We start from the raw sequence: 7,944 nt of genomic DNA on the forward strand, positions 1-7,944 counted from the left end.
AAAGGTCGCCCCAGGGCGACCTTTTTTTTCACTTTCGCTTGGATCAGTTGCTGGCAACCCGATCCTTCGGCAGCTTGAAGGTCCAGACCATACCGCCCTGGTTGAAGTCCTTCACTACCTTGGCCACTTCGCCACCCCAGAGCGGAACCGCGCCACCCCAGCCGGACGCCACAGAGACGTACTGCTCGCCATCCATGGTCCAGGTGATGGGCGTGCCCACGACACCGGAACCGGTGTTGAAGCGGTAGAGCTCTTCGCCGGTCTTGGCATCAAACGCCTTCAGATGGCCCTCGGGCGTACCGGTGAACACCAGACCACCGGCCGTTGTCATCACGCCACCCCACAGCGGTGCGGTGTTCTCGTAACGCCAGACTTCCTCACCGGTTTTCGGATCCATGGCCCGAAGTACGCCGATGTAGTCATCGTTGGCCGGCTTGATGGTGAACCCTGCACCCAGGAACGCAGCGCCCTTCTTGTAGGACACAGGCTCGTTCCAGATATCCATGGACCACTCGTTCGAGGGCACGTAGAACAGACCGGTCTGCTGGCTGAAGGCCATGGGCATCCAGTTCTTGCCGCCGAGGAAGGCTGGCTGAGCCAGAACCATTTCACCCTTGCCACCTTCCATATCGGCAGGATTGCCCGGGCGTCCGCCCTCGGTGTAAATCGGACGGCCGGTCTTCGGATCCAGGCCCTCTGCCCAGGTGATCTTGTCCACGAACGGGAAGCCACGAATAAAGTCACCGTTCTCGCGGTTCAGTACGTAGAAGAACCCGTTACGGTCGGCGGTGGCCGCTGCTTTCACGGTTTTACCGTTCTCTTCGTAGTTGAAGGAGATCAGTTCGTTAACACCATCATAGTCCCAGCCATCGTTCGGGGTGGTCTGGAAGTGCCACTTGATGCTGCCGTCGTCCGGATCAATCGCCAGTCGGCTTGAGGAGAACAGGTTGTCGCCGGGGCGCAGGTGCGAGTTCCAGGGCGCCGGGTTACCGGTACCAAAGAACAGGGAATCGGTGTCCGGATCGTAGGTGCCGCCCAGCCAGGTAGCCGCGCCGCCGTTCTTCCACATTTCGCCGGGCCAGGTCACGCCTGCCTTGCCACCGGAAATGCCGTTTTCGATCTTTTTGCCATCCTTGTAGACATAGCCCATATGGCCTTCTACCGTCGGACGGGTCCATACCAGATCACCGGTATTGGCATCGTAGGCTTCCACCTTGCCGACAATACCGAATTCACCACCGGAAACGCCGGTAATGACCTTGCCCTTGATGACCATGGGCGCGGCGGTGATTGCATAACCGGCCTGGTAATCGGCCACCTTCTTGATCCACATCGGCTTGCCGGTGTCCTTGTTCAGGGCAACCAGTTTGGCGTCCAGGGTACCGAAGATCACCTTGTCGCCGTAGATGGCGGCACCGCGGTTCACCACGTCACAGCAGGGCATGATGCCATCGGGCAGACGGGCATCGTACTGCCAGATTTCTTCGCCGGTCCTGGCATCGATGGCATAGATGCGGGAGTAGGAGGCGGTCACGTACATGACGCCGTCCTTGATCAGCGGCTGGGATTCCTGGCCGCGCATTTTTTCGCTGCCGAAGGAGAAAGCCCAGGCCGGCTGCAGATACTGAACGTTGCTGGTGTTCAGATCTTCCAGGATGCTGTAGCGCTGTCCCTGGGTACCCATGCCATAGCTGACAATGTCTTCAGGGGTCTTGTGATCGTTGATGATGTCTTCGTCGGTTACCGCATGGGCCCCGTAGGAAACAGCCATGGCCAGGGCGCTGGCCGCAATGCGAATCCCGAACTTGTTGGTTCTCATGGTTGCGCTCTCCAAGTCTCTTGTTTTCAGTTCTCTTGAGTTCGTTTCAGGCCGAACCGGGAACTTTTCCCGCCTCTGATACGATTCTTCGCCTCGGGGGCAAAACCAACAATTGCTCGCCGGAACAGGTTTTCTCATCACTTGGTAGTACGACTACACCGGATCTTCCGGCCCCGGCGTTCGGGGCAAACCCTCAGAGATCCCCTTCAGCCCTGGCGATAGCCTGCTCATCCAGAAATTCCCGGTAATAACCCGGCACGCTGTATCGGAGTTTCTGGCTGGCCATCAGCTCGTTCATCTCGCCGGTCTTCACCAGCCTGTCGATGATGGCTTCAAGGGCATAGCCCAGCTGGCGATGGGTGTGTTTGATCGCCATACCCACATCCCATACCTGTTTGCCGATACCCGGAAACCCGTTTCCAGCGGCTTCGAACATGGCGTTCTCGGATTTGGCCAGTTCGTGATCGATCTCCGAGCGCATACCCATCACGGCACTTACCTCACCCTTGCGCATGGCCTCGAACGCGTCCGCCACGTTGGTGTAATGGCGAACCTGTTCCCGCATGCGACCGCCGAACGCGGAGGTCAGATAAAAATCAGGCAAGGTATCTATCTCGACGCCAATACGGTTGTATTGAAAAACCGCCACGGTTTCGACGGCATCAAGCTTTTCGGGGTTGTAGGCAATCTGCCAGGTTTCCTGCTGATACGGGCCGAACAGAACGACCTGTTCGTTGATGTATTCGCCGGTGGAATCCTGCATGTAGGCGTAGGTCTTGTCGTAGGGCACCCGAAGCATCACATCAGCAAGCCGCTGTTTGGCCAGGTAGTGCCCTTTCCAGACGTTATTACGCAAGTCGTCTCCGAGATTCTCGTCGGGGATGATCCAGTGCACCTTGAACTCAACGCCCATTTCCTCGGCAATCCGTCGCCCGAGTTCGATGTCGATGCCTCGTGGTTCACCATCAATCTGGTAGGAATACGGTGGAAAATCCTCGTAGACGCCGACTTTCAGATAGCCGGAATCCAGAATGATGTCGTAGGTGCGCTCCGCAGGCCGGTTGAGCAGTTCGTTTCCGTCGTTAACCTCCTGGGCCATGACCACCTGGGCGAACAGCAACAGGGCAAGTATTCGAAGTAGACTTTTCATTGTTTTCTCCCACCTTTTCTCCCAACGACGAAGGGCCGGCAGATGGCCGACCCGAATTCAGGCGCTCGTTTTGACAGGGGCCGAGTTCATCACTCCGGCTTGGGCAGGGATTCCACATAGGAGCGGATTGCCCACATGGCATTCTGATCCATGCTCTTCTTCCAGGAAGGCATGCCCCGATCCGTCCCATTGCGAACACGATTGATAAAATACTCGTCGTCCCATTCGGTCAGTTCCCGCAGGTCAGGCGTCAGGCCCCCAGACATCGCCCGGATGCCATGGCAGGCGGCACAGTTGCCGGCATAGGCACTCTCGCCAATTTTGATGGCCTGGGCGTTGAACTCGCCGAACTCACTGCCTTCACGGAAGGGGTTTTCGATGCGCACGTCGTCACCCAGCTCCGGCAGGTTGCCCGTATCCACTTCCTGTGGTGTGACATTGCCGTGGGCAATAGCGAAGCCGGCCAGGCCAAACATGGCCGAAGCCACGATGGTTTTGAGTGAAAAGGACATTGCCATTGGTCTTACCTCTGTTATTGGATTCCCCGTGGTTGGCTATTGGATTTGTCAGTTGCCAACTTGCTGACCACCAGTCTAGGAATCCCCATGTCCAATCCGAATGCCACTTTGGGGGTTTTGGCTTAGTTCCTTGGTAGTAGATTTTTGGTCCCCGAGCGGAAATCTCATCCTTTGGTACTGCCTGATTCCTACTTTCTGAATATTTCCGGGCTTCTCCCCCTTCCATAAGCTGGAAGCACAACAACAAACCGGAGAACCCCATGTCTTTTCTGTCCCGGACAGCGGCCACTTCATTAATCACCATGGCAGCAGCATGCCCGCTGCAGGCGGAATCCCTGGACGTGCGGATTGGCTATCTACAGTGGATTCCGGACCAGGGACCGGTACTTTCCAACGTGATCCCGGAGCCGGACGATGCCGGCCTTCGGGGTGCCGAACTGGCCATGAACGACAACAGCACCACCGGTAAATTTCTGGGCCAGACCTACTCACTCCAGAGTGACGTTGCCGATACCGAAGAAGCGGCTATCGCGGCCTTTGAGACCATGCGCGAAAGCGGTCTCGACCTGTTCGTGGTGAACGCGCCGGCCTCGACCCTGAAAACCCTCACGGAAAAAGCAGGCGACAACACCCTGATCTTCAATGCCGGCGCCAAAGACGACGCCCTGCGCACCGGCCAGTGCCACGTGAACCTGCTGCACACAATGCCCAGCTATTCGATGCTCACCGATGCCCTCGGCCAGTGGCTGAACCAGCGACGCTGGGATGAGGTGTTCCTGATTACCGGGCCAACCGAAGCCGACAAAGGCTGGGCCGATGCCTTCCACCGTTCAGCGAAGCGCTTCGGGCTGGAGATCGTCGAAGACAAGCCCTGGACCTTTGACGCCGACCTGCGCCGAACCGCCTCGAAGGAGCTGCCGCTATTCACCCAGGCCAGCGATTACGACGCTGTGGTGGTTGCTGATGTACGCGGGGATTTTGGCGAGTACGTGCCCTTCAATACCTGGCTGCCGCGACCGGTGGTGGGTACACAGGGCATGTCACCCGTTACCTGGCACCGGGTAGTGGAGAGCTGGGGGGCTGCCCAGCTCCAGAATCGTTTTCGCGAGCTGGCAGGCAGGGACATGAACAGCGAGGACTACGCCGCCTGGACAGCCGTTCGCTCCATCGGTACCGCCATCACCGACCTGAACTCCGCCAGTCCCGCCGAGATCCGGAATTACCTGTTCAGTGACAAGTTCCAACTGGCTGCGTTCAAGGGCCGTAAGCTCACTTTCCGCGACTGGAATGGCCAGCTGAGACAACCGATTCCGCTGGTTCATCCCCGGGGACTGGTGGCGCGCGCACCCTTCGAAGGCTTTCTCCACCCCAACAGCCAGATGGACACCCTCGGTTTCGACCGGCCAGAAAGCGAGTGCCGGATCAACGGCTAAACCGATACCGCCTTACCGGTTACAACAAAAAGGAGCGATACCATGAAAACCCTGATCAAGCGCGCTGCCCTGGCCACGATGATTGGTCTGTCGACACCGACCCTGGCCAGCGTGGCCTATGTGTCCAACGAGAAGGACAACACCCTGTCGGTAATCGATACCGAAACGCAGAAAGTGATTGAAACCATCGACGTCGGCCAGCGGCCCCGGGGCATTCTGCTCTCCAAGGACTATACCAAGCTCTACATCTGCGCCAGCGACGATGACACGGTTCAGGTGCTGGATCTGGCTACCCGCAAGATTGTCGACACCCTGCCTTCCGGTGAAGATCCGGAACAATTCGCGCTGCATCCGAATAACAAGCACCTGTACATCGCCAACGAGGACGACGCCATCGTGACCGTGGTGGATGTCGACAGCAAAGAGGTGCTCGCCCAGATTGACGTAGGTATCGAGCCGGAGGGCATGGCGGTGAGCCCGAATGGCAAGTGGGCCGTGAACACCTCCGAAACCACCAGCATGCTGCACTGGATCAACACCGAGACCTTCGAGATCGAGAAGAACATCGTAGTGGGCCAGCGTCCGCGCCACGTGGAGTTCAGCAAGGACAGCAAGACTGCCTGGGCCTCCGCGGAAATTGGCGGCACCGTGCACATCATCGATGTCGAAAACCTGGAGCAGATCCACGAGATGTCCTTCAAGGTGCCCGGTGTGAATCAGGATCGGGTCCAACCGGTAGGTATTGAGCTGACGTCTGACGGCAAGTACGCGTTTGTGGCGCTTGGCCCCTCAAATCATGTGGCGGTAGTCGACGCAAAAACCTATGAGGTTCTGGATTACCTGCTGGTGGGTGCACGCGTCTGGCAGCTGGATCTCGACAAGGACGAGACGCATCTGTACACCACCAATGGCGTTTCCGGGGACGTGTCCGTGATCAATCTGGAGGACATGAAGGTCATTAAATCCATCAAGGTGGGCCGCTACCCCTGGGGTGTGGTCATCGATCCGACGTCATGACCATCGAAGCGAGCAACCTCAGCTTTCGTTACGGCGACAAGCCGGTGCTCCGGGAGGTCAGCTTTGTGCTGACCTCTGGCCGTTTTCACGCCCTGCTCGGGCCAAACGGGGCGGGTAAATCCACCCTTTTTGGTTTGCTCACCCGGCTGCTGGCCCTGCAGCAGGGTGATATTCTGTTGGGTGGCCAATCACTGAAAAAGCAGCCGGCGGAGGCCATGCGCAAGATTGGCGTGGTGTTCCAGCAGAATGCCCTGGATCTGGACCTGACCGTTCGCCAGAACCTGCAATACCACGCGGCGTTACACGGGCTGTCCCGCAAAGAAGCCCGCACCCGCGGTGACCGGGAACTGGAACGCTTCAACTTGCTGGACCGGGCCAACGATGCCGTCCGCCAGCTCAACGGCGGTCACCGCCGGCGCGTGGAAATTGCCCGAGCCCTGTTGCATGAACCCTCGCTGCTGTTACTCGACGAACCCACGGTGGGTTTGGACGTTGCAAGCCGAAAAGCGCTCAACGAGCACGTGCGTACCCTGTGCGAAGAAGACGGCCTGACCGTACTCTGGGCCACCCACCTGATCGAAGAAGTTCGCACTGACGACCGGGTGCTGATCCTGCACCAGGGCCAGTTGCTGGCCGACGGCAATGGCCAGGCCATCTGCGAAGCCGAAGGCACCCGGGATCTGGCCGAAACTTTCCATTCCCTGACCGGAGCCGGCTGATATGAAGGCAGCACACTACTGGCACTGTTTTGTGGGCATCCAGACCCGGGAGTGGCTGCGGTTCTGGCAGCAGCGCACCCGCTTCGCCAGCGCCCTGGTGCGGCCACTGCTCTGGCTGGTGGTGTTCGCCGCCGGGTTCCGGGCAGTGCTGGGTATTTCCATCATCCCGCCCTACGAAACCTACATCACCTACGAGACCTACATCGCCCCGGGGCTGTGCGGCATGATCATCCTCTTCAACAGCATGCAGGGTGCCCTGTCCATGGTGTACGACCGGGAGCTGGGCAGCATGCGGGTGCTTCTGATGAGCCCCCTGCCCCGGCCGTTCCTGCTGGTCACCAAACTGCTGGCCATGGGCGTGGTGTCCATTGGCCAGGTGTATGTGTTCCTGCTGCTGGCACTGCTGGTGGATGTGGAGCCACCGCTATGGGGTTACCTCGCGGTGTTGCCAGCGCTGATTCTGACCAGTCTGATGCTTGGCGCTCTGGGCCTGCTGATCGCCACCTGGATCAAACAGCTGGAGAACTTCGCCGGGGTGATGAACTTTGTCATTTTCCCGATGTTCTTCATGTCCTCGGCGCTCTATCCGCTCTGGCGCATGAACGAGGCCAGCCCCTGGCTGTACTGGATCTGCCAGTTCAATCCGTTCACCCACGCGGTCGAGGCGATCCGCTTCTCGCTGTACCTGGAGTGGAATCCGATGGCTTACGGGATTACCGCCGGTGTGACGGCGGTGCTAGCGCTACTGGCCACGGCAGGCTTCCGGCCCCAACGCACCAGGATAATTGGGGCTTCCAAGCCGGCTTGATTTGGTGCCAGTGGTCAGCGCGGAGAAGGTTTCCATAACACGCTCCTTACGGCACATCCCTGTGACGCTTGGGCTCCGCCATCCCTGGCTCCGCACAGTTTTGGAAACCTTCTCCCCGCTGACCACCCATACTCCGTGCAAACCGCCAACACAGGTAGGTCGATGAGATGGTCTCCTCCCCTCCTAATCGGCGTCGCAATGCGCCAGGATAGGGAAGGAGAATTTTCCTATCAGAAACGAGTGGGAGGAGACCATGAGTAAGGTTACAACGGTTGGCATTCGTCTCGCAAAGAAGAGGTTTGTGCTTTTTGGGCTGGCACCTAAAGGTCACAGCGGGTGGAAGCGGAAAGTCCGCCGCAAGCAGTTGCTGGAGCACCTGGTGCGTTTGGAGCCTTCCACAGTCGCTCTTGAGCGGTGTGGGAGCTCGCAGTATTGGGCTCGCCAGATACGAGCGTTAGCGCATCAGCTTGAGTTGTTACC

Annotated in this window: 7 protein-coding genes and 1 pseudogene; 5 read left to right on the forward strand and 3 right to left on the reverse strand. The window is 58.7% G+C overall.

Translation table 11 applies throughout. The annotated features are described in order from the left end of the window. Window positions 1-43: 43 nt before the first annotated feature. From AC13DD_RS10560 to pedF, 3 genes are all read right to left on the reverse strand, one after another. Window positions 44-1,819: a PQQ-dependent methanol/ethanol family dehydrogenase gene (locus AC13DD_RS10560; RefSeq protein ID WP_053113108.1), complete on the reverse strand. Its 1,776-nt coding sequence runs from the start codon at window positions 1,817-1,819 to the stop codon at window positions 44-46. Window positions 1,820-2,012: 193 nt separating this feature from the next. Further along, a complete protein-coding gene (locus AC13DD_RS10565; RefSeq protein WP_482931112.1) occupies window positions 2,013-2,969 on the reverse strand; it encodes a substrate-binding periplasmic protein in 957 nt (318 codons plus the stop codon). Window positions 2,970-3,058: 89 nt separating this feature from the next. Next, entirely contained in the window at window positions 3,059-3,487 is a 429-nt protein-coding gene (gene pedF / locus AC13DD_RS10570) for a cytochrome c-550 PedF (RefSeq protein WP_273093942.1), read from the reverse strand. Between the two features lie 260 nt (window positions 3,488-3,747). Between pedF and AC13DD_RS10575 the strand changes: the two genes are divergently transcribed. From AC13DD_RS10575 to AC13DD_RS10595, 5 genes and pseudogenes are all read left to right on the forward strand, one after another. Continuing rightward, entirely contained in the window at window positions 3,748-4,920 is a 1,173-nt protein-coding gene (locus tag AC13DD_RS10575) for an ABC transporter substrate-binding protein (protein WP_273043905.1), read from the forward strand. 42 nt (window positions 4,921-4,962) lie between these two features. After that, complete coding sequence (locus AC13DD_RS10580) at window positions 4,963-5,937, forward strand: YVTN family beta-propeller repeat protein (protein WP_104270855.1); 975 nt, start codon at window positions 4,963-4,965, stop codon at window positions 5,935-5,937. Then, window positions 5,934-6,656 carry an ABC transporter ATP-binding protein gene (locus AC13DD_RS10585; protein WP_092030419.1) on the forward strand — a complete coding sequence of 241 codons (723 nt, stop codon included), beginning with the start codon at window positions 5,934-5,936 and terminating at the stop codon, window positions 6,654-6,656. Before AC13DD_RS10580 ends, AC13DD_RS10585 begins: the two co-directional genes overlap by 4 nt. A 1-nt stretch (window position 6,657) precedes the next feature. Next, the gene (locus tag AC13DD_RS10590; RefSeq protein WP_092030421.1) at window positions 6,658-7,464 is read left to right on the forward strand and encodes an ABC transporter permease; all 807 of its coding nucleotides are present in this window, start codon (window positions 6,658-6,660) and stop codon (window positions 7,462-7,464) included. Between the two features lie 253 nt (window positions 7,465-7,717). Next, a pseudogene (locus AC13DD_RS10595) lies at window positions 7,718-7,944 on the forward strand (IS110 family transposase); the annotation flags it as partial.

It is taken from the genome of Marinobacter sp. L-13, assembly GCF_056857715.1.

Bases quoted from the DNA above. Each gene is read 5' to 3' on its own strand.
- AC13DD_RS10560 (WP_053113108.1), bottom strand. From the start codon at position 1,819: ATGAGAACCAACAAGTTCGGGATTCGCATTGCGGCCAGCGCCCTGGCC.
- AC13DD_RS10565 (WP_482931112.1), bottom strand. From the start codon at position 2,969: ATGAAAAGTCTACTTCGAATACTTGCCCTGTTGCTGTTCGCCCAGGTG.
- pedF (WP_273093942.1), bottom strand. From the start codon at position 3,487: ATGGCAATGTCCTTTTCACTCAAAACCATCGTGGCTTCGGCCATGTTT.
- AC13DD_RS10575 (WP_273043905.1), top strand. From the start codon at position 3,748: ATGTCTTTTCTGTCCCGGACAGCGGCCACTTCATTAATCACCATGGCA.
- AC13DD_RS10580 (WP_104270855.1), top strand. From the start codon at position 4,963: ATGAAAACCCTGATCAAGCGCGCTGCCCTGGCCACGATGATTGGTCTG.
- AC13DD_RS10585 (WP_092030419.1), top strand. From the start codon at position 5,934: ATGACCATCGAAGCGAGCAACCTCAGCTTTCGTTACGGCGACAAGCCG.
- AC13DD_RS10590 (WP_092030421.1), top strand. From the start codon at position 6,658: ATGAAGGCAGCACACTACTGGCACTGTTTTGTGGGCATCCAGACCCGG.